At 64.1% G+C, this 18,711-nt stretch carries 17 protein-coding genes; 5 read left to right on the top strand and 12 right to left on the bottom strand.

The genetic code is table 11. From position 1 onward, the window contains the following. Positions 1-62 precede the first annotated feature (62 nt). The gene (gene ssb, locus ACEN9F_RS17745; protein WP_413421793.1) at positions 63-566 is read left to right on the top strand and encodes a single-stranded DNA-binding protein; all 504 of its coding nucleotides are present in this window, start codon (positions 63-65) and stop codon (positions 564-566) included. 424 nt (positions 567-990) lie between these two features. Here ssb and ACEN9F_RS17740 read toward each other — a convergent pair whose 3' ends face one another. The 3 genes from ACEN9F_RS17740 to ACEN9F_RS17730 form a co-directional block, all read right to left on the bottom strand. Next, entirely contained in the window at positions 991-2,976 is a 1,986-nt protein-coding gene (locus ACEN9F_RS17740; protein WP_413421791.1) for a PatA/PatG family cyanobactin maturation protease, read from the bottom strand. A 162-nt stretch (positions 2,977-3,138) separates the two neighbouring features. Next, on the bottom strand, positions 3,139-4,110 hold the full coding sequence (locus ACEN9F_RS17735) for an SDR family NAD(P)-dependent oxidoreductase (RefSeq protein WP_413421789.1): 972 nt from the start codon (positions 4,108-4,110) through the stop codon (positions 3,139-3,141). Between the two features lie 21 nt (positions 4,111-4,131). Then, the gene (locus tag ACEN9F_RS17730; protein ID WP_413421787.1) at positions 4,132-4,890 is read right to left on the bottom strand and encodes an SDR family NAD(P)-dependent oxidoreductase; all 759 of its coding nucleotides are present in this window, start codon (positions 4,888-4,890) and stop codon (positions 4,132-4,134) included. 122 nt (positions 4,891-5,012) lie between these two features. Here ACEN9F_RS17730 and ACEN9F_RS17725 point away from each other — a divergent pair, with 122 nt between their 5' ends. Continuing rightward, complete coding sequence (locus ACEN9F_RS17725) at positions 5,013-5,597, top strand: TetR/AcrR family transcriptional regulator (RefSeq protein WP_413421786.1); 585 nt, start codon at positions 5,013-5,015, stop codon at positions 5,595-5,597. 15 nt (positions 5,598-5,612) lie between these two features. Here ACEN9F_RS17725 and ACEN9F_RS17720 read toward each other — a convergent pair whose 3' ends face one another. The 9 genes from ACEN9F_RS17720 to ACEN9F_RS17680 form a co-directional block, all read right to left on the bottom strand. Beyond that, positions 5,613-6,197 carry a hypothetical protein gene (locus ACEN9F_RS17720; protein ID WP_413421784.1) on the bottom strand — a complete coding sequence of 195 codons (585 nt, stop codon included), beginning with the start codon at positions 6,195-6,197 and terminating at the stop codon, positions 5,613-5,615. Positions 6,198-6,261: 64 nt separating this feature from the next. Continuing rightward, the gene (locus ACEN9F_RS17715) at positions 6,262-6,477 is read right to left on the bottom strand and encodes a DUF2783 domain-containing protein (protein WP_413421782.1); all 216 of its coding nucleotides are present in this window, start codon (positions 6,475-6,477) and stop codon (positions 6,262-6,264) included. A 9-nt stretch (positions 6,478-6,486) separates the two neighbouring features. Next, positions 6,487-7,476 carry an SLAC1 anion channel family protein gene (locus ACEN9F_RS17710; protein ID WP_413421781.1) on the bottom strand — a complete coding sequence of 330 codons (990 nt, stop codon included), beginning with the start codon at positions 7,474-7,476 and terminating at the stop codon, positions 6,487-6,489. 112 nt (positions 7,477-7,588) lie between these two features. Beyond that, a complete protein-coding gene (locus tag ACEN9F_RS17705) occupies positions 7,589-8,569 on the bottom strand; it encodes a GlxA family transcriptional regulator (protein WP_413421779.1) in 981 nt (326 codons plus the stop codon). An 89-nt stretch (positions 8,570-8,658) separates the two neighbouring features. Then, positions 8,659-10,425 (bottom strand): tetratricopeptide repeat protein, encoded by a 1,767-nt coding sequence (locus ACEN9F_RS17700; RefSeq protein WP_413421777.1) that lies wholly within the window; start codon positions 10,423-10,425, stop codon positions 8,659-8,661. A 110-nt stretch (positions 10,426-10,535) separates the two neighbouring features. Next, on the bottom strand, positions 10,536-11,273 hold the full coding sequence (locus ACEN9F_RS17695) for a hypothetical protein (RefSeq protein WP_413421775.1): 738 nt from the start codon (positions 11,271-11,273) through the stop codon (positions 10,536-10,538). Further along, positions 11,270-11,893 (bottom strand): hypothetical protein, encoded by a 624-nt coding sequence (locus tag ACEN9F_RS17690; RefSeq protein WP_413421773.1) that lies wholly within the window; start codon positions 11,891-11,893, stop codon positions 11,270-11,272. The genes ACEN9F_RS17695 and ACEN9F_RS17690 overlap by 4 nt, the downstream gene beginning before the upstream one ends. Positions 11,894-11,938: 45 nt before the next feature. Beyond that, positions 11,939-13,885 carry a phosphatase PAP2 family protein gene (locus ACEN9F_RS17685; protein WP_413421771.1) on the bottom strand — a complete coding sequence of 649 codons (1,947 nt, stop codon included), beginning with the start codon at positions 13,883-13,885 and terminating at the stop codon, positions 11,939-11,941. Positions 13,886-13,984: 99 nt separating this feature from the next. Next, positions 13,985-14,740, bottom strand: coding sequence for a PEP-CTERM sorting domain-containing protein (locus ACEN9F_RS17680; RefSeq protein WP_413421769.1), 756 nt, complete (start codon positions 14,738-14,740; stop codon positions 13,985-13,987). A 225-nt stretch (positions 14,741-14,965) separates the two neighbouring features. Between ACEN9F_RS17680 and ACEN9F_RS17675 the strand changes: the two genes are divergently transcribed. Genes ACEN9F_RS17675 through ACEN9F_RS17665 form a run of 3 tightly spaced genes read left to right on the top strand, consistent with a single transcriptional unit; the run spans position 14,966 to position 18,709 of the window. Beyond that, a complete protein-coding gene (locus tag ACEN9F_RS17675; RefSeq protein ID WP_413421767.1) occupies positions 14,966-15,436 on the top strand; it encodes a (2Fe-2S)-binding protein in 471 nt (156 codons plus the stop codon). Between the two features lies 1 nt (position 15,437). Next, on the top strand, positions 15,438-17,600 hold the full coding sequence (locus ACEN9F_RS17670) for a molybdopterin cofactor-binding domain-containing protein (RefSeq protein ID WP_413421765.1): 2,163 nt from the start codon (positions 15,438-15,440) through the stop codon (positions 17,598-17,600). Beyond that, the gene (locus ACEN9F_RS17665; protein WP_413421763.1) at positions 17,597-18,709 is read left to right on the top strand and encodes an alpha/beta fold hydrolase; all 1,113 of its coding nucleotides are present in this window, start codon (positions 17,597-17,599) and stop codon (positions 18,707-18,709) included. The genes ACEN9F_RS17670 and ACEN9F_RS17665 overlap by 4 nt, the downstream gene beginning before the upstream one ends. Positions 18,710-18,711: the final 2 nt, after the last annotated feature.

Raw genomic sequence — 18,711 nt, 5'->3', positions numbered from 1 at the left:
GTTTAGCTTTAGACAAATAGCCCGCCCCACGGCGGTGGTCGTTACTCAGGAGTTTTATCAACATGGCATCAGTCAACAAAGTCATCATCGTCGGCAATCTGGGTCGCGATCCGGAAATTCGCTACATGCCTAGCGGTGACGCGATCGCCAACATTGCTGTGGCGACATCGTACAAGTCGAAAGACCGCAACACCGGCGAGCAGAAAGAGCTGACCGAGTGGCACCGCATCTCGTTCTTCGGCCGCTTGGCTGAAATCGTCGGCCAGTACTTGAAGAAGGGTTCGTCGGTCTACGTCGAAGGGCGCCTGCAGACCCGCAAGTACACCGACAAGGACGGCGTAGAGAAATACGCAACCGACATCATCGCCGAGCAGATGCAAATGCTGGGTGGCCGTCAAGGCATGGGCGAGGGCGGCGGCATGGACGACGGCGGCGGCTACGAAGCCCCGCCACAGCGCCAGGCACCGGCTCCGCGTCCGCAAATGGCCGCTCCGGCGCCAGCACCGCGTCCGGCACCACGTCCGGCGCCGAACTTCTCGGACATGGATGACGACATTCCGTTCTAAAGCGTACCTGCCCGTGAAGAAGTAGAAAAACCCCCATAACTTCAAAGAGTTATGGGGGTTTTTTACTTCCAGGCCGCAACGAGCGGTGCGCCGCCCGTTGCGGCGTGTGCGCAGGTTAAACGCAGATGCCCTGGCAGCTGCCGAACAGGCAAATACCGATGCAAGTGTTAGGACAGCCGCAGCTGCCCGATGGCGTGATGCCGTTGCTGTTGCCTTGAATACTTGCTGCGTGAGCTACCGGTTGTGCTTGAATTGGCAATTTCATGGTCGTTTCCTTAAAAAGGCCAATCCCAGGACGATTGGCGACATTGCGCCTTTTGGTTGGCGCATGAGGAAATCGTATTCCCGCGATACGATTTTTTTCAGCTTACGGAGCACAATGCCTGGCCGTGCCCCGGTCTGGAAATCGTCGGACGTCTGGCAATCAATACACATCCCAGTCGCGCACTTTGCCCACCGTGACCGGAATGACTTCACTGACATCGACGGTGAAGCGGTAGACGTGGCGCGCCTGCTCCAGGCGTTTGGCGGGATTGAAGAAACTCAGTTTGACATCCCAGCAGTCGGAGCCGGGCCGGCAGATCGGGCTGCGTTCGACATTGATGCTGTCCAGCTTCATGTCGGTTTGAATCGCCTTGCCATACACTTCCGAGATCTGGAAGGCATTGGTGGCGGCGTAATTCATGGCGCGGTCCTGCGCGCTGACACCCAGATTGCGCACCTCGTAGTAAATGCGGTCGAGGAAGTTGCGGACGCCCTCTGCCTTGGCACGATGCTTCAGCAGCGATTTCTCGTCGTTTGGCTGGGCGCCGGCAATCGCGGAAATCAGCTCGGCGGTCGACCAGCTGTACATGCCGCGCAGATCGGGGTACAGCACCGGTACTTCCTGCCCGCTCATCAGGCGCACCGATCCGGAGATCAAGCCGGGAATCGATACCCGTTCCACGCCGCCGTCGATTTGTGCGGCGAGAAATTCCTTCAGGCGCTCGTAGGTGTAGCTGGCAAACGGACCATAGGGCGAAATGGCATAGACCACCGTGGCGTCCAGGCTCAGCGTCCAGGTCAGGTTTGCCGCCGAGACAGGATCGTTCTGCAGGTAAGCCAGCAACTCGCGCGGATCATGCACGTTGATGCCGGACAGTTGAGCGAAGGCATCGCGTTTTGCTTCGGTGCCGAAATCGTAGCCGATTTGCCCCAGTACATAGGCAGTCGCGGGCGGGGCTTTGTTTTTGCTGCACGCGCAATCGGACGGGTCGATTGCACTGGCGCTGATTTGCGCTGGCGCCGCGTCGCCGCGCTCGCCGGCGGCATCGCTGGAAATGGCCGCTTCAAACGCGCTTGCCAATGAGGTGTTTTCGCTTTCAATCATCATATTTCTCCGATCAATGGAATGGTGGGGACTAACAGGGGGTTCGCGGTTTGCGCGCGGGACGGCGATGCCTGGAGTGTTGCTGTCTTCCGTCTCCAGGAGGGGGAGGAATCGTGTTGTCGTATCGGGTAGCGATTGCGCGGCGATGCCGGCGCCGGTACTGGCATGCAAACCGGCATGGGCCGCAGTGATATTGAGTCGTCCAGCCAGCATGCGCGGACAGTCGGCGGAGACGGCACTGTCGCAGGCGTCGGCCGATTCCAGCAGGAGGGCGCGCACGCGCTGACCATCGGGCTGGATGCCGTGCTTGATCTGCAAGCTCAATAGCAGCGCCGCCACGCCCGAGATGATCGGTGCGGCAAAGCTGGTGCCGCTACGGACCGCGACGCCGCCGCCGGGAGCGGCGCCGGGGATATCCACGCCCAGGCTGAGGATGCCGTTGTCCTGGTACAGATCGCCCCAGTTGCTGAAGTCCAGCGGATGCTTGTCGCCATTCATGGCGCCCACGGCCAGGACCGACGCAATCGATGCCGGCACATGCAAACAACGGCATCCGTCGTTGCCTACCGCCGCCACCACCAGGATGCCGTGGTCGGCGCATCGCTGTATCGCGCTTTCCAGCAACGGGTCGGGGACGCCGCTCGAACTCAATTCGCCGCCGCTGATATTGATGATGTGCGCGCCGTGCGAAATCGCATGGTCGATGGCGCGCGCCAGATCAAGCTGCGAGCACATGCGCTTGCCACCGTGATTCGATGAGTAGATCGGTACGATGATGCCGCGACATCGTGGCGCGATGCCCTGTACGGTACTGCCGTGCTGGCCAAAAACAATGCTGGCGACGTGCGTCCCGTGTTGCGAGGCGGGGTCATTCCCCACAGCGCTTTTGGCTAGCGTCTCGGCTTCTTCAATATGCGCGCCGGAGAAGCACGCATGCGCAAGATCGACCGGGCCGTCCAGGATCGCAATGCAGATATCCGGATCGCCCAGGGTCTCGTTCCATAAATCCTGCAAGCCGTTCAACATCGAAATAGTGCTCATGTTTTCCCGCCATTGTGAGAGCTGTTTGAATCTTCATTCAGCAAGCCTCATGCCAGCGGGAAATGCTTGTTTTCGAGATGATTTACGTCGGTTTATTCGAGACCCTGGTGTAAATTGACACGTCTTCTGGGTTCATTTACATGACGCTTTACACGGTCATGGCTAGTGGCGCCCAGCGCTGGTCAGTTCCTCGCTCTTCGCCCAAAGCTGCCTGGCTTTGTCGGCGTCGAGCGCATACGACCGCACGCCGTCCGCGAACGGATTGGGCGTGTCGTTGACCGGCGCGACCGCGCAGTCTTCGAGATACCGTCCGCCGATCTCGTCTTTGTCAGCCACGACCGCGGCCCAGACCGACGTCGCGGCCGCCTGCGCGACTTCTTTCAATTCACCTGGCGGCAGTCCCGCGTCGGCGCGCGCCTTGCCCACCGTCTCGAACAGGCCCTGCAACTCTTGCTGCGAGAAATTGCGCGGGAGATTGGTGAGACTATTCCCCGGCATCACCGAGGCGGCACGGATGCCGCGCGCGCGGTGCCGCCTGTCGAATTCCACGGCGAACAACGAGGTGGCCGTCTTCGAGCGGCCATAGGCGACGAACGGGTCGTATGCCTGGTGCTCGAAATTCGGATCGTCGAGGTCGACATCGGCGACGCGGTGCGCCTGGGACGACAGCACCACCAGGCGCCCGTTATCGGCAAGCAGCGGCGCGATCCGGTTGATCAGCACAAAGTGACCAAGATAGTTGGTGGCGAACTGGACTTCGAAACCGTCGGCGGTCCGGCCGAATGGCGTGGCCATCACGCCGGCGTTGGCAATGATGGCATCGAACGGCCGGCCGTCGGCCAGCAGTTGATCCGCGCCGGCGCGCACGCTTTGCAGCGATGCCAGATCGACCGTGATCAGCTCCAGGCTGCCGCCACCTTGCGACGCGGCGTCGCGGACCGGCGTTGTGGCCGCTGCGGCTTCGGCCGGGTCCCTGACCGTGCCGACGACGCCGGCGCCGCGCGCGGCCAGGGCGCGGGCGGTTTCGAGGCCGATGCCCGACGATGCACCCGTCATCAGAAATCGCTTGCCCTTGAGATCCACGCCGGCAAGCACCTCGTCGGCGGTGGATGTTGCACCAAACTGTTTAGTCATTTCATTTCCTTGTTTGTAAAGTCAGATGCCCAGGCCGCCAGCCACATCGATCACGCCGCCGGTGATGTAGCCGCCGTTCGGTCCCGCCAGGAAGCAGACCAGGGCCGACACTTCTTCGAGCGTGGCGATGCGGCGGATCGGGTGCAGGTCCATCAGTGCGTCGGGGACGCCCTCGCCCAGCACCGCTGCCGACATGTCGGTCGGCATCACGCCCGGCTGGACGACGTTGACCGTGATGTCGCGCCCGCCCAGGTCGCGGGCGACGCCCTTGGCATAGCCGACGATCGCCGCCTTGGTGCCCGCGTAGTCGGCGGCGCCGGCGAACGGGACGTGGCCGCCCAGCAGCGAGCCGATGAAGACGATGCGGCCGCCGTTCGACAGCACCGGCGCCGCCGCGCGCGTGGTCGCCACCGCGCCCAGGACGTTGATTTGCCACTGGCGATCGAGATTGACCGTGTCGAGGCCGGGATCGTCGACCGTCTTGCCCTGCACCGCGATCGCCGCGTTGTTGACCAGGATGTCGAGCCGGCCGAAATGCGCCATCACCTTGTCGATCAGCGGCTTGGCCGCGGCCGTGTCGGCCTGGTCGCTCTGGATCGCGACAGCCCGGACGCCCTTGGCCTTGAGCTTTTCGACCACGGCTTCCGCCTTCTCGGCCGACGCGACGTAGCTGATCGCAACGTCCGCCCCCTGCTCGGCGAGCGCCTCCGCCGTGGTGGCGCCGAGCCCGCGCGAGCCGCCGGTTACCAAGGCAACCTTGCCTGTCAATGTCTTCAACATGCTTATCCTTTCTCAGTCCATTTTTCAATAACGATCGTTATCGTAACGCCTAGTATATAATTTGGCGATGGGCTGTCAAGTAATTTCGTAACAGTCATTATGAAAAATATCGAGGTGATCTGATGGGACGCCATCGCGAATACGATGTAGAGAAGGTGCTCGACGCCGCGCTGTGCGTCTTCTGGCGCAAGGGGTACGAGGGGGCGTCCTATGCCGACCTGACCGAGGCTGCCGGTGTGGAGCGGCCCGCCCTGTACTCAGCGTTCGGCAACAAGGAAGCGCTGTTTCGCCGGGTGCTGGAGCGTTACGCCGAGCGCTACATGACCCATATCCCGGAGGCACTTCAACTGCCGACGGCACGGGAAGTCGCCGCGCACCTGTTGCACAGTTCAGTCGATCTCAATACACGTTATCCCGACCGTACGGGATGTCTCGGTATCAATGGGACGGTTGCCGGATCGGATGAATCGGAACCTGTGCGCCAGGCCTTGATCGACTTTCGCGCCGCCGGCGAGACGCAGCTGCGTGAACGCTTCGAACGGGCCAAGGCCGAGGGCGACCTGCATGAGACGGCCAATCCCGCAGCCCTCGCGGCATTCATCATGGCGGTGCTTCATGGCATGGCGGTGCAGGCTAAAGCCGGCTTCAGCCGCGAGATGCTGGACGCGGTGGCTGGGCAAGCGCTTGCCGCATGGCCCGGCAAGTAGCGCGCGCCTTCCTGCTTACTTTGGCTTGGCTGGACGCGCCAGGATGGCGTTGATGGTTTTGACTTCGCGCTCGCTGGCCTTGCTCAGCAGGCTCTCGTGCGCCCGCCCCAGCTCGGCGTAGTGGGCGATTTCCGGCGTCACGGCATTCCTTTGCGCGACCCCATAGGCGGCCAGCGCGGTCAGCACGCACATCGCCAGCGTGAAGGCGATAAAACCGCCAAGCCACAAGCCGGTCTTTCCCATACTACGGTTGAGGGCGCGGCGCACCTGGTCGGTTTCGGCGCTCAGCGCGGCGACGGTCTGCGCCAGTTCGTCGACCGCCGCGTTGGCAGCCTGTGCCGCCGCGCGGCCGGCTTCCTGTCCCACCGCAGCGGCGATGGTGCCGGCGCGAGCTTCGACCTGGACCGCTTCGGCGATCTTGACGTCGATCTGGGTCAGGCTGGTATTGGCCAGCCGCAGCAGCTTGTCGCAGCTGGCGACTTGCCGCGAGAAGTTGCCGACGTCGGTATGGAAGCGGTCAACTTCCATCTTGTGGGCGTCGAGCTTGTCATGCAGCGTGTCGAACAGTTCGCGTTGCGTGCTGCGGTCTTGGTCGGTCATCTTGGTCGGAACAGGCGGATGGACGGAGCCCTATTGTAAGGTGCTCCGTCCGCCTGTGGCCAGATCACCTCGGCATCGTCCTTTCGACATCGACACGCGCCAAGGCAAACGCTTGCCGCAACACCGCCAGATCGCCTATGTGATTGGACAACAGCAGCACCAATTGGGCATTCAGCATCTTGCTTTGCGCTTCGTCCAGGTCCTGGTGGGAGTCGCTGAGCATGTCGTAGAAGTCATCGTAGTCGTCGAGATTCTGGCCCAGATTCAGTGGCGCGTTCATGCATTGTCCTTACGCGGTCAGGAGACGGCCGGTGAACAGGGCGTGGAGCGTGCGGATGGCCAGCACCACGATAGAAACCGTGAGCACGAACAGCAGCAGCGCGGCGATCAACCCCAAACCTTTGCCGCCGACCGCGCTGGAGTACACCAAGGCGGAATTGGCGAGCGCCGCCATCGGGAAGCCGATCGCCCACCACGACGGCGAGAACGGCGCCGGTTTCACGATGAGGCGATAGCCGATGATCACGAACAGGAACAGCGCGAAGTAGAACAGCAGCGCCGCGAACATATCCACCTTCTGCACCAGGTTGACGTAGGCGATGAAGCCGACGGAAAACGGGGCGACCAGTATCATCTTGGATGGCCGCATGGGTTGCGCCAGCGGTTCATGATGGACCAGCCGCGAGAAGATCAGGACGAAGAAGACGATCGCGCTGACGCCGCCGATGGCGGCCGCCAGCAGGTTCACTTCGTGCGTCCAGTCGGCCGTCAGCGCGCCGCCCGTCACCACGATATCGAGGCTGCCGACGCCGGCGATCAGCCAGGCCGGCACCACGCTGGTGGGCGTGGCATTGCCGTTCAGCAGGCGGGAAATCATGAGCACGCTCAATGCCAGCGTGACCACCGTGCCGATACTCCATACCACCAGCTGGGCGGCGGCGTTGTAGCTGCCGATAACGCTGGAGAGCAGCAGGATGCTGATGCCCACGGTGCCGAAGAAGCTGCTGATGACGGGATGCGAAAATTCGTGCTTCACGACGTCGGTATATTTGAACAGCTTGCCCAGGTAGGACAGCGCCAGCACGGCGAACAGCAGCAGTGAAATGATGCCGATGGCGTTCGATACCGCGATGTCGGCGCCGTAGGTCTTGCTGGCCAGGCGCCACGCCAGCGCGAGGCCGGCGACGCTCATCACGGAGCCGAACAGGCTCACGGGCAGATAGCGGACAGACTGCAGGGCCCGCGCCGGAATGGCGAGGCTAGATTGGACGGATTCCATATTGACTCCATTGGGTTCGTTGCGTGCTGGCCATTGTGCAGCAGCGGCGGCGCGCTGTGAGCATGCCCGGACCGGCTTGACCCAAAAGGAGCGTGGGTTGTCCCGAAAGTCGCTAAGCGGCCTGACCGTGAGGGACGTCGCCCGCGCGAAAGCGTTCCCGGTACAGCTTGGGCGTGGTGTCCAGCTGGCGCGAGAAGATCATCCGCATCTGCGTTGCGTTGTTGAATCCGCATCTGAATGCGACCGTCTTCAGCGGCACATCGGTCTCCTCCAGCAGCTTGCGGGCGAAATCGATGCGGACCTGGTCGACAAAAACCGATGGCGTGACGTGGGCGTGCTTGGCGAAGGCGCGCGAGAAGGTGCGACGGCTGACCCCCACTGCGTCGGCGATGTCTTCGATCGTCAGGGCGTCGCTGATATGGTCGGTCACGTACTTCAAGACCTTGGCGACCAGCGAGTCCTCGTCCGGGCCGACCGCCAGATAGGGGCTGTATTGCGATTGCCCGCCGTCGCGGCGGATGTAGACGATCAGGCGCTTCGCCACCTTCATCGCCAGCTCATGTCCCCAGTCCTCGGCAACCAGCGCCAGGCACAGGTCGATGCCCGCGGTGACGCCGCCGCACGTGAACAGATTGCCGTCGCGCACGAATATCTTGTCGGGCCTCACGTTTGCGTCGGGGAATTGGTTGGAAAGCCGCTCCGCATGATCCCAGTGCGTCGTGATTTCCCTGCCGGCGAGGAGGCCAGCGTGCGCGAGCAGGAACACGCCGTTGCAGACGGCGCCAAACCTGCCGGCGTTCCGCGCGCGTTCGCTCAGCCAGGCGATGAAGGCCGGCTCCGGCCGGTATTCGGGGAAGCGCGGCCCGCCGGCGACCAGCAGCAGGTCGCTCTCCGAGTGGAAGTTCAGGTAGTCGCAATGGACCTTGAACTCCATGCCACTGGAGCACATGACGCTGTCCGGACGGCCGCCGACCAGCGTCGTTTCGTAGTGGTCTTTCTTGGGCAGGAGGTGGTTCGCTTCGGCGAAAACGTCCAGCGGGCCCGCCACGTCAAGCGCTTGCACCCCGTCCAGTACCACCAAAGTGAGCTTCATCGTATCCTTCTTCTTTTCTCAAGTCACAGCAGCTTCGCCTGACAATGATAAAGCATACGTTGAGCACGCAGTTGCCCGAGCTGGTTTTCCTATTTCTTCGTCGGCATCACGAACTGGCTTTTTTCGGAGACCGGATCGGCCAGCCGCATGCTCTCCAGGTACTTGCGCGTGTTCTCGATGCCGGCGTTGTATTCCACGATCTGCATCAGGTTCTCGCCGGCCACGGTCCATTCCTTGAAGGCGTCGGGGGCGCCGGATTCGCGCCGCATCTCCGCCAGCACGTCGGCGAGCGTGACGCCTTTGCCTAGCCGCGCTTGCCAAGCCTGCGCCCATGTGGCCATGTCGGGATCGAGCGCGTTGTGCCCCAGCAGCGTCAGCGCATTGTCGGCCTCCTGCGTCTTGCCGGAATACGCAAACGCCAGCGCGGCCGCGCGCGCGTAGCGGTTGACCTCGTGCGCGTTGCGCCAGGCGGCGATGGCGGCCTCCAGCGTTGCCGGATCCGGCTTGTCGTTGACCGCCATCAGCGCCTGGTAGAGCGCATAGGCCGCCTCGGCGGAGTCGGGATCCAGGCTGCGCGCGCGCTGCAGGTGGCTGATCGCCGCCTGCAGATGCGAGGCCGCGTCGGCGTCCTTGCGTTGTCCCGCCAATCGCAAGTTGGCCGCGCCGAGCAAATAGAACGCCTCGGCGCCGGCCTTCTCCTTGCCGACCGCCTCGGTCAGATAGGGCAGCGCTTCCTCCGCCTTGCCCCAGTCGATCTGCGCCCTGCTCAAGGCGAGCTTGGCGATGTCGTGGTTCGGAACGCCGCCGGCATGCTGGCTGAGCGCCTTCAGCAGCGACTCGCCGCGCTGCTGGCCGGGGCAGGATTTCAGCGCCGCGTCGGCCAGCATGAAATCGGTGACGGCGTCGGGCAGGCTGGCGAAATCGATGCGTGCCGACGGCAGCGACGGCACTTCCAGTTGTGTGACCTGGATGCCTTGGTTCCGGTAGCGCCACATCGCCGTGTCCAGCTCGGGCAGCTTCTGGCCGAAGGCCTCGGTGTAGGCCTGGCCGGCCGGGACATCCAGATGCATCTGGTTCAGGTACTGGTCGCGCCGCGCCAGGTTGTCGCCGGACGACAGCATGTAGTGGGTGAGCAGCCAGGACTTGGTCAGGAATTCCAGCCGCACCGCCGGCGCCGCCGCGACCCCCGTGTCCTGGGACGCGGCCGGCTCCAACACGTCCTGGTATTTCAGGCGATAGCCGTGGCCGTTGTCGAGGAAGTAGATGTAGCGCGCCACGCTGGCCGGCACGCGGCCCAGCGACATCTGGTTGCCGGCGAAGCGCACGGTGGAAAAATACTGCGCGAAGCCGTCGACGTAGGCGGCCGGCGTGCGGATGTCGGTGTAGCGGTAGAGGAAGTGCCGCGCGTAGGCTTCGAAAATCTGGGACTGGCTGCTGTTGAGCGGATACTTGGCCAGCTGCTCCGGGCGCAGGCTGGCGATGCTGTCCAGGCGCACCGCGTAGCCCTGTACGCCATGGCCGCAGCTGTTGTAGAGGCCGACCGCCTCTTGCGGCGCGTCGGCGACGGCGTCGTTGAAGCTGCCGATGCGGTCGTGATAGTAGAGCGTGATTTTCTGGCGTGGGCTGACGGCGATGCGGTAGCCCTGGGTGTAGAGACGCAGCACATGATCGAGCTTTTCCAGGTTGTCCAGCAGCTGGCGCACGTCGTCGTTGCCGGTGTTGGAAAACACGATGAAGTGCTGGCTCTCGGCCTTCAACCACGGCGAGGCGTTTTTCAGCCCGCTGACGGTCACGCTTTGCTGCGCGCTGGCGCCGCTGCTCGCCAGGACGGCGAGCACGATCAGTTTTTTCATCATGGAATAGCCGTCTCTGTTGTGCGCCGGTGCCATGCCGGCGCTGTTTCCGCCAGTCTGCGTAAAAATTAGCCGGATGGCAATTCCAAAAATCACCAAATCACTGAATGATATTAATCAGGCAATGCGGCGGTGCTTGAGCAGGTCGGGCAAGGCTCCGCCTTGCACTGGGCTTTTGGGGGCTGGGGCTTAGGCGGCAGAGGTTTGGGCGGTTGCGGTACCGGTGGCTTGGGCGGTGTCGGGGCAGGCGTAGCGGCACAGGCCACGTTCACATTCAAGTTGCCGAGAAATTCCTTGCTGTCTTTCGCTGCTGGTTTTTCCTTGGTCTCCAGAAGCTTGGCGGTTATTTGCTTGATCACATCGGTGGTCACAGCGATGCCCGCGTCAAACAGCTTTTTGCGCGTGTCCGAGACGGCTTCCTTGACTTCGTTGGCCAGCGAGCCGGAGCCCAGCAAAGAATCGAAAAAGTTCAGCACCTCCTTAAGCGGTACCGCCGACGATTTCTGCTCTGTTTCCCTGTCCTTGGACTGCGCCATCAGGAAATTTTTTACCAAGACCGCGGTCTGCTCTTTCGACAACGTGTCGGACTGCGCTTCGTTGGGGACCGGGCCATTGGCGCGCGCGGGCGACGGCATCGCCACGGGCCGTTCGGTTGCTTGTTTCAGGCGGCGCAGTTCCAGATCGTATTTCATGACCATCCCCAGGCCGATCACGCAGAGGGACAAAATGACGAAGGTAAAAACGTAAAACAGGATGACCCGAAAATGGTGCTGGGCACGCCGCTCCCATTCCTCTTGCCGCTCCTCCTGCCTGTGCCGCTCTTCCCATTCCCTATACTGTTCCTCGTTCATTGAATAAAGCCTTGTGTGAGTTGATACATTTGATAGAGGAAGATGCCTATCCAGCCGGCGCAAAACGCCAGCACCAGATACATCATCGACAAGGTGACAGAGGGCTTGGAGAGCACCTGCGCCGCGACGATCGATTCAAATACCGAACGCGGTTTCGTCCCCATGCTGCGGGCCACGTAGCCGTGGCTTTCCTGCCAGGTCGAAGTGAACAGCTTGATCCTGGAGGGAAAAGTCTTGTCCGCTTTGAATATGGTCTCGACCTCGTTCAGCTTGGCCTCCCAATGTTCCTGCCAGTACTTGCTGCCGAGGGCGACGCGATACCAGAACACGCAGACGATAAAGCCGAGGATAGCGATGGGCAGCGACAGGTTTTTGTCGGTAGCGGTGACGTAGGCGTAAGCCAGCGCGGAATTGAGGATCAGGAAGTAATTGCAACGCTGCCAGAACAGGTTGATCTCAAGATTGCGCGTAGTGAGCGCCATTTTGTAGATTTCGCCGCTGCTGATCCTGGCGGGCGGCTCCGCTTTTTTTCGCTGAAAACGCATGGCGGCAATTGTTGTTATAAAAAACAATTCTAAGACATGATTTTCAATATGGCAATAAAAATTGGTAACTTGCAATAAAAAAGTGCCGGCGGACAGGCCGGCACTTTGGTGCGGACGGGTTTAGCCGCCGATGGTCAGCGACAAGGTGGTGGCGCTGTACACCGGCGCGACGTTGGCGTAGCCGTCCACCGTGACGGTGCTGAACTTGCCTTTCAGGCTGCCGGCCGTCAGCACGGTGATGCTGTCGCCCGCTTTCGGCTTGTAGCCGCTGGCGAACTTCACGCGCAGCGTGCCGCCGGCGATGGTGGCGGTGCCGGCCACCGTCATGCTGCCCTGGCCGCCGTTGCCGCCGATATCCAGCTCCAGCGTGGTGGCGCCGTTCAGCTGTGTGTACTTGCCGGCCAGCTTCAGCGCCGCCGGCGCGTTGGCGATCAGGGTGCCGCCGCTGACGTAGACGTCGCCATTGCCGAAGGCGGTGGCCGAGTCGCCCTGCAGCGCGCCGGCCGTCAGTTCGGTGCCGCCGCTCCAGCTGTTGGCGCCGGCCAGCTTGAGCGTGCCGCTGCCCTGCTTGACCAGCTTGCCTGTGCCGGCGATGTCGTTGCGCCAGCGGTCGACCGCGTTGAAGCCGCCCTTGCCGGCATCCATGACCAGCACCACGTTGCCGCTGAAGGCGCCGTAGCCGTCGGCCGCCGCGAACAGGTTCAGGCGTCCCCAGCCCTCGGCGTCGTCCATCACCGGATAGCCGGACGCCAGCGCGGTGGTCTTCAGCACCACGCGGCGCTGGGCGTCGGAGAGGTAGGGCTGGCGGGTTTCCAGCAGCACTTCGGCGCCCTTGGGCACCACGGCGGCGGCGTTGGTGGCGGCGATCGGCGCGAAGCCGTAGGTGCTGCGGCGCAGGTAGTTGGCCTTGTTGGTGGCGTAGTCGGCGAAGCGGTCGCTGGCCGGCGAGCCCGATTGCGCATAGGCGGCGAAGGTGTCGGCCGTGGTGCCGGTGGCGGCCATCAGCGTGGCGTGCGCCTGCGCGACGGCGGCGGCTTTCTTGGCGGCGTTGGCGGCGTCGGCCAGGTTGGCGGCGGCGCTGGCCTGGCCGAGGATGCGGCCGCTGAGCACGTCCAGCGGCGAGTGCATGCCGGCCAGGATGCGCGATTCGCCCAGCTCCAGGCCGCGGCTGAGCAGCTCCTGGTAGCGTTCCGGCAGCGCGTAGGCCATCGCCACCGCGTCGCGGGTCGCTTCGGCCGAGTGGCCGCTGGTGAAGCCGCCGTCGGTGGCCGGGGTGGAGCTCTTGGCCGGCACCAGCGCCGGCAGCAATTGCACGCTGCTGCTCCAGCGGTAAGGACGGGCGTATTTGTAGAAGCGCTTGGCCGGTTCGGTCGAGGCGTTGTTGCCGACCAGGTTGACCAGGTCGACCACGCTGCCGAAGCCGGCGTTGGCGCTGCCGGCCACGCCGGTGTTGTTGCCGCCGTCGTTGTACAGCACCGTGGTGGCGTCGGCCGCGACCGAGGTGATGGTGGTGGTCTGCTGCGCGGCCGCGCGCCAGGCGGCGGTCAACGGGCCCAGGCCTTCGGTCACGCTGTAGCCCTTGCCGCGGCGGTCGTCCAGGTAGGCTTGCGTGGCCTGCTCGGCGGTGCGGCCGGCGGTGGCCTTGACCACGTAGTCGATGTTGGCCGCGTGCACGGCGGCGTTGACGATGGTGCCGTCCGGGCTGCCGTCGTTCGGCACGCCGGTCCAGGCCGAGGCGGTGACGGCCGGGAAGGCGTCGACGGCCGGCGCGGTGACGCCGGCGTCGACGATCTCGGTCAGCGGTTTCCAGACCGACAGGAAGCCGCCCAGGACGCGCACGCCGGCGTTGGTGGCCAGGGTGGCGTAGCGGGCGTCGCCGCGCTGGTTGGTGGCGATGGTGTCGACAAAGGCGCTGGCGGCCGGCACGGCGGCGACGTCGGCCGCGCCCTGGTCGGCCGGCGCGGCCGGGATCACCAGGGTCTGGTCTTCGGAGCTGGAGCCGCAGGCGCTCAGGGCGAGCGCGATGCTGACGGCGAGGACGAGTGGGCGCGATGGAACGAGGTGCATGTCGAAATCCGTGGGTCGTTGAGAAGAGGCCACAGAGTAATGACGTCATATGACATGCCGGTTACGCAATCCTGCTGGCAGCGCTTCCACGCAAAAATATTATCGGGCGATACCGAAATGTCTGCGCCGCGTGAGACCGATCCATCCCAGGCCGGCCAGCAGCATGGCATAGGTGGCCGGCTCCGGTACGGCGGGCACCGGGCTGCCTGTCGTGGCCCAACTGCCGGCGGTGGCGGTGGCGGCTTGCCGCACGTCCCAGCAGCAGCGCGGGTGCGAGCTGGCCAGATCGGTGTAGTCGCCGTTGACGCTGGATCCGGACAGGCTCTGGTTGTAATAGGTCCAATACCAGAGCGGACCGGGTTGCACGGAAAATTCCCACGCATCGATGACGTTGTTGGCGCCCACGTGCAAGGATACCGACAGCGTGCTATCCCGACCCGGGTCGAAGGATGACGGATCGAAGTGCAAGGCCACGGTGCCGCTATCGCCCCACAGCGCCGAGTCGGCGTTCCAGGACACGCCTGGATTGTTCGCTCCATGTTGCTGTTCAAAAGCGGTCATCGAGTTCAGCAGGGCGCCGGTGTAGCCGCCGGTGGTATTGAAGGTGCTCCATCCGGCGGGCAGGACGACCGGCGCGGTGAAGCTGAAGGTCAGCTGCTGATCGCGCAAGGCTGCGGTGGCTGCGGCTGCCCTCGCGTCGGTGACGGCCGGGTCTTCATCCCACTGGTACAAGCTGACGCTGGCCTGGTCGTACTTGGCGCCCGTGTACGAGTAAGTAACCTGGGCCAACGCTGCCAGAGGCGCGCTCAAGGCAAAAGCAACGGCGGTCAAACTGATTTTGATGACTGGTTTCACGATGGCTCCTGTGGTTTCGGTGCACGTAAAACATTATTACTATTTTTATAAAACAATGTATAACTTATTAAAAAGATATTTTAATGCGTGTATGGGCGACAACAGATTTACAACTATTAGTTGTTTGTGTATCACCTTAGACCAGTGTTCTCCAGCGTACATATCTGGCTATAGTGCTGTATTGCCCACACTGGGCGAGTTGCGCAATTCGATAAGGAGCCGCACATGGTCAAGTTACAAATCAATGGGAAGACGCGAGAGTTCGACGTGCCGGGCGACATGCCCCTGCTGTGGGTGCTGCGCGACGAGGCGCACATGACCGGCACCAAGTTCGGTTGCGGCATGGCCCTGTGCGGCGCCTGCACCGTGCACGTGGACGGCGAGCCGACCCGTTCCTGCGTGCTGCCGATATCGGCGGTCGCCGGCAAGAAGATCACCACCATCGAAGGCGTGTCCGCCACGCCGGCCGGCAAGGCGACGCAGCAGGCGTGGCTGAAGGCCGAGGTGGTCCAGTGCGGCTACTGTCAATCGGGCCAGATCATGTCGGCCGCCGCGCTGCTGGCCAAGAACCACAAGCCGACCGACGCCGAGATCGACGATGCCATGTCCGGCAATATCTGCCGATGCGGCACCTACACGCGCATCCGCGAGGCGATCAAGGATGCCGCCCAGTCGCCACTGCTGAAAGGAGCCTGAGATGAACGCTCCTGACATCGCAGGCCGCCGCGGCTTCCTCAAAGTGGCCGCCGCCGCGGGCGGCAGCCTGATGGTCGGCTTCTGGACCCTGCCGGGCGAGGCCCTGGCCGCCGCTGCCGCCAAGGGCACCACCGCGCCCGCCGACCTGAACGCCTACATCGCCATCGGCGCCGACGACTCGATCACGCTGACCATGCCCAAGGTCGAGATGGGCCAGGGCACCTACACCTCGATCCCGATGCTGATCGCCGAGGAGCTGGAAGTGGACATGGACAAGATCGTGCTGCGCCACGCGCCGCCCGACGCCAAGGTCTACGGTGCGCCGTTCGGCGACCAGTTCACTGGCGGTTCGCTGACCATCCGCACCATGTTCGAGCCGATGCGCCAGACCGGCGCCGCCGCGCGCATGGTGCTGATCCAGGCCGCCGCCGACCAGTGGCGGGTGGCGCCGGACAGCTGCCGCGCCGAGCACGGCGAAGTGGTGCACGCGGCCAGCGGCCGCCGCATCAAGTACGGCAAGCTGGTGGACGCGGCGGCCAAGCTGCCGGCGCCCACCAAGATCGCGCTCAAGGACGCCAAGGACTTCAAGTTGATCGGCAAGCCTCTGAAGCGCCTGGACGCCAAGGGCAAGACCGACGGCAGCGCGCAATTCGGCATCGACGCCCAGGTCAAGGGCATGAAGGTGGCGGTGGTGGCGCCCAGCCCGGTCATCGGCGGCAAGCTCAAATCCGTCAACGACGCCAAGGCGCGCAAGCTGCGCGGCGTGCGCCAGGTGGTCAAGCTGGATAACGCGGTGGCCGTGGTGGCCGACAACTACTGGTACGCCAAGCAGGGCCTGGCCGCGCTGGACATCGTCTGGGACGAAGGCAAGTACGCCAAGCTGTCCACCGAGGACGTGCGCAACACCATGCTGGCCGCGCTGAAGAAGCCGGGCAAGGTGGCGCGCAACGACGGCGACGCATTGAAAGCCATCGCCGCCGACGGCAAGCGCATCGAGGCGACCTATCTGAATCCGATGCTGGCCCACGCGACGATGGAGCCGATGAACTGCACGGTGCACGTCAAGGGCGACGGCACGGCCGAGATCTGGACCGGCTCGCAGGTGCCGGCCCGCGCGCGCGACGACGCGGCCAAGGCGCTCGGCCTGGCGCCGGAGAAGGTCACGCTGCACAACCACCTGATCGGCGGCGGCTTCGGGCGCCGGCTGTACACCGACTATGTGGTGCAGGCGGCCGCCATCGCCAGGCAGGTCAAGGGCCCGGTCAAGCTGGTGTGGAGCCGCGAGGAAGACATCCAGCATTGCCTGTTCCGCGGCCTGTACGCGCACTCGGTGTCGGCTTCGCTCGACGCGGCCGGCAAGCCGGTGGCGTTCTCGCACAAGATCGCCGGGCCGTCGAACCTGGCGGCCTTCGCGCCGGGCTGGCTCAAGGACGGCCTGGATATCGACAACGTCGAAGGTTCGGACATCTTCTCCTACGATATCCCGAACATGCGCAGCGAGTACACGCAGGAAGACGGCCCGGTGCCGACCGCGTTCTGGCGCGGGGTCGGCCCGACCCGCAACATGACGGTGCTGGAGAGCTTCATGGACGAACTGGCGCTGCAGGCCGGCCAGGATCCGCTGGCCTATCGCCTGTCGCTGCTGTCCAAGGAGCCGCGCGCGGCCAATGTGCTGAAGATCGCCGCGCAGAAGGCCGGCTGGGGCGAGAAGCTGCCGGCGCGTTCCGGCCGCGGCATCGCGCTGATGCGCGCCTGGGGCACTTACCTGGCGCAGGTGGTCGATGTCAGCGTCAACGACGACGGCGAGGTGGCGGTCAAGCGTGTGATCTGCGCGGTGGACTGCGGCCAGGTGGTCAATCCGGACACGGTCGCGGCGCAGATCCAGAGCGGCATCAACTACGGCCTGACGGCCGGGCTGTTCGGCGCCATCACGGTCAAGGACGGCCGCGTGGAGCAGAGCAATTTCCACGACTACCGTATCCTGCGCATGAGCGAGGCGCCGAAGATCGAGGTGGAGATCGTCAAGAGCGGCGAGGCGCCGGGTGGCATCGGCGAGCCGGGGACGGCGGGCGTGGGCGCGGCGCTGACCAACGCGGTGTTCGCCGCCACCGGCGTGCGCGTGCGCGAAATGCCGCTGCGGCCCGAACTGCTGAAGAAGGCATGACGCGCCGCAGTCTGGGCGTGGCCCTGTTGCTGCTGACCTGCCTGTGCGCCGGCGCGCGCGCCGGCGGACCGGCCAGCCGCGCGGAGGCGGTGCAAATCATCGCCGAGATGCGCCGCGTGGTGGCATCGCAAGGCATCGAGCGCAGCCAGATGGTGCGCATCGGCGGCATCGACCAGGCCATCACGGTGCGCGGCGCCGACCGCCGCAATCCCATCCTGTTGATGGTGCACGGCGGCCCGGGCTACGTGGCCATGCCGACCAGCTGGTATTTCCAGCGCGGCTGGGAAGACTATTTCACCGTGGTGCAGTGGGACCAGCGCGGCGCCGGCAAGACCTACGCGGCCAACGATCCGGCCGCCGTGGCGCCGACCATGACGCGCGCGCGCATGCTGGCCGATACCGAGGAAATGGTGGCGTGGCTGCGCAAGGAGTTCGGCAAGGAGCGCATCTTCCTGCTGGCGCATTCCTGGGGCAGCTCGCTCGGCATCGAGGTGGCCAGCCGGCATCCGGACTGGCTGCACGCTTATATCGGCATGGGGCAGATCGCCAATTCGCCCGAAAGTGAGCGGCGCGGCTGGCGCTTCGCTCTGGACGCGGCCAAGCGCGAGGGCAACCAGCAGGCGGTGCACGACCTGGAGGCGATCGCGCCGTATGCGGAGCCGGGCCGGCCGGTGCCGTTGAAGGACCTGTATGCGCAGCGCAAGTGGCTGGGCTATTACGGCGGCGCGGTGCATGGCCGGCGTGGTTTCGACGCCGAATCGGCGGCGGTGAAGCTGGCGCCGGAATATTCGGACGCGGAGCTGCGCACGCTGTGGGAGGCGGGCGATTTTTCCGCCAGCCGCTTGCTGGCGGACGTGGTGGCCACCGATTTCAGCCACCTGACGCGGTTCGGCTGCCCTGTCATCATTTTCAATGGGCGGCACGACTACAACGTGTCCGCCACGGTGACGGCGGAATGGTTTGACAAGGTGCAGGCGCCGTCGAAGTCGCTGGTCTGGTTCGAGAATTCGGCGCATGAGATGTTCAACGAGGAGCCGGGCAAGATGCTGGTCTCGCTGGTGCGCTACGCCCGTCCGTTTGCCGAGCGTGCGGGCGATGTGGCGCCCTGATA

Origin of the sequence: Duganella sp. CT11-25 (genome assembly GCF_047302815.1) — a bacterium.
Lineage (GTDB): Bacteria > Pseudomonadota > Gammaproteobacteria > Burkholderiales > Burkholderiaceae_D > Rugamonas.
Note: the sequence above shows the minus strand (reverse complement) of the source record. Positions and strands in the feature narration are given on the sequence as shown.

Coding starts and splice junctions, on each gene's coding strand:
- ACEN9F_RS17720 (WP_413421784.1), bottom strand. CDS start 6,197: ATGACCGACCAAGACCGCAGCACGCAACGCGAACTGTTCGACACGCTG.
- ACEN9F_RS17740 (WP_413421791.1), bottom strand. CDS start 2,976: ATGAGCACTATTTCGATGTTGAACGGCTTGCAGGATTTATGGAACGAG.
- ACEN9F_RS17695 (WP_413421775.1), bottom strand. CDS start 11,273: ATGAACGAGGAACAGTATAGGGAATGGGAAGAGCGGCACAGGCAGGAG.
- ACEN9F_RS17710 (WP_413421781.1), bottom strand. CDS start 7,476: ATGGAATCCGTCCAATCTAGCCTCGCCATTCCGGCGCGGGCCCTGCAG.
- ssb (WP_413421793.1), top strand. CDS start 63: ATGGCATCAGTCAACAAAGTCATCATCGTCGGCAATCTGGGTCGCGAT.
- ACEN9F_RS17715 (WP_413421782.1), bottom strand. CDS start 6,477: ATGAACGCGCCACTGAATCTGGGCCAGAATCTCGACGACTACGATGAC.
- ACEN9F_RS17685 (WP_413421771.1), bottom strand. CDS start 13,885: ATGCACCTCGTTCCATCGCGCCCACTCGTCCTCGCCGTCAGCATCGCG.
- ACEN9F_RS17705 (WP_413421779.1), bottom strand. CDS start 8,569: ATGAAGCTCACTTTGGTGGTACTGGACGGGGTGCAAGCGCTTGACGTG.
- ACEN9F_RS17665 (WP_413421763.1), top strand. CDS start 17,597: ATGACGCGCCGCAGTCTGGGCGTGGCCCTGTTGCTGCTGACCTGCCTG.
- ACEN9F_RS17670 (WP_413421765.1), top strand. CDS start 15,438: ATGAACGCTCCTGACATCGCAGGCCGCCGCGGCTTCCTCAAAGTGGCC.
- ACEN9F_RS17725 (WP_413421786.1), top strand. CDS start 5,013: ATGGGACGCCATCGCGAATACGATGTAGAGAAGGTGCTCGACGCCGCG.
- ACEN9F_RS17675 (WP_413421767.1), top strand. CDS start 14,966: ATGGTCAAGTTACAAATCAATGGGAAGACGCGAGAGTTCGACGTGCCG.
- ACEN9F_RS17735 (WP_413421789.1), bottom strand. CDS start 4,110: ATGACTAAACAGTTTGGTGCAACATCCACCGCCGACGAGGTGCTTGCC.
- ACEN9F_RS17700 (WP_413421777.1), bottom strand. CDS start 10,425: ATGATGAAAAAACTGATCGTGCTCGCCGTCCTGGCGAGCAGCGGCGCC.
- ACEN9F_RS17730 (WP_413421787.1), bottom strand. CDS start 4,890: ATGTTGAAGACATTGACAGGCAAGGTTGCCTTGGTAACCGGCGGCTCG.